The organism is Streptomyces sp. NPDC005799, assembly GCF_040630525.1.
GTDB lineage: Bacteria > Actinomycetota > Actinomycetes > Streptomycetales > Streptomycetaceae > Streptomyces > Streptomyces griseorubiginosus_B.
The window spans coordinates 1-1,104 of the sequence record NZ_JBEXXQ010000227.1; the positions used below are offsets into that span (position 1 = coordinate 1).

General features: G+C 68.7%; 2 protein-coding genes. Both read left to right on the forward strand.

What is annotated here, in order from left to right; translation table 11 throughout:
* Window positions 1–118 precede the first annotated feature (118 nt).
* Window positions 119–391 carry a winged helix-turn-helix domain-containing protein gene (locus tag ABZ453_RS51400; RefSeq protein WP_359027015.1) on the forward strand — a complete coding sequence of 91 codons (273 nt, stop codon included), beginning with the start codon at window positions 119–121 and terminating at the stop codon, window positions 389–391.
* Window positions 367–966: a transposase gene (locus ABZ453_RS51405; RefSeq protein ID WP_359027017.1), complete on the forward strand. Its 600-nt coding sequence runs from the start codon at window positions 367–369 to the stop codon at window positions 964–966. Before ABZ453_RS51400 ends, ABZ453_RS51405 begins: the two co-directional genes overlap by 25 nt.
* The last annotated feature ends 138 nt before the right edge of the window (window positions 967–1,104 follow it).

Sequence of the window (1,104 nt, forward strand, 5' to 3'; positions counted from 1 at the left end):
TAAGGCGAGCTGGACACCCGATCGGGCGGGGCCACCGTCCCTGGCCTGCGGATTCCGGTGGCTTGATCCCCTACACCACCTGGCTGGACGCCATCGACCGTCCGGGCGTCCGTCACGGATGAAGCCCGAGTGGCGGCTCTGGCTGGCGGCGGAGCTTGAGAAGGGCCCGGTCGCGCATGGCTGGACGGAGGACCAGCGCTGGACGCTGGCCCGGGTGGCCACCGTGATCGCCCGGCGGTTCCATGTGCGCTTCAGCCCGGCCCAGACCTGGCGCATCCTGCGCCAGATGGGATGGACGGTGCAGGTGCCGGTACGGTGGGCTACCGAACGCGACGAGGAGGCCGTGGCCACGTGGATCAAGGAGACGTGGCCGCGGGTGGAAAGACGGTGAGGGACGAGGACGCCTGGCTGTGCTTCACGGACGAGGCAGGACAGCTGCTGCGGCCGCCGAAGGCGTGCACCTGGTCCCGCCGTGGCCGTCCGCCTTTGGTCAGGGTCCGCGCGGCCAGCTCGGGCCGCATCTCCCTGGCGGGTCTGGTCTGCCACAAGGTCGGCCGGCGCACCCGGCTGGACTTCCGGATGATGGTGCACCGCGGCCGCAAGGGCGAGAAGAAGGGCTTTCGGGAGAAGGACTTCGCCTCGCTGCTGGACGACGCCCACCAGCAGCTCGGCGGCAACATCGTGTTGGTGTGGGACAACTACAGCCACCACGTCGACGCCGCGATGCGCGAGCTGATCGGGAAGCGGCCATGGTTGACGGTCTTCCGCTTCCCGACCTACACCCCCGACCTCAACCCGGCCGAGGGCGTATGGGCACACCTGAAGAAGAGCCTGGGCAACCTCGCCCCGTGCAACATCGATGCCCTTGCCGGGCTCGTCCGCACCCGCCTCAAACGGATGCAGTACCGGCCTGACCTGCTCGACGGGTTCATCGCCGAAACCGGACTGATCACGCCTCCGCCATAACGTCACCCCGAACCGAAAACCTCAGTAGCGGCGGCCACATCCACCTCGCCAATGCAGCCCACGTCTCGGGTGCCCTCTACCGGCGGTGCTCGGTTGGGTGACGACGGAACGTGCCGGTAGACGGTGGGCGCCAGTATC

What these genes read in the sequence shown, in the direction of transcription:
- ABZ453_RS51400 (WP_359027015.1), top strand. Translation starts at nt 119, where the DNA reads ATGAAGCCCGAGTGGCGGCTCTGGCTGGCGGCGGAGCTTGAGAAGGGC.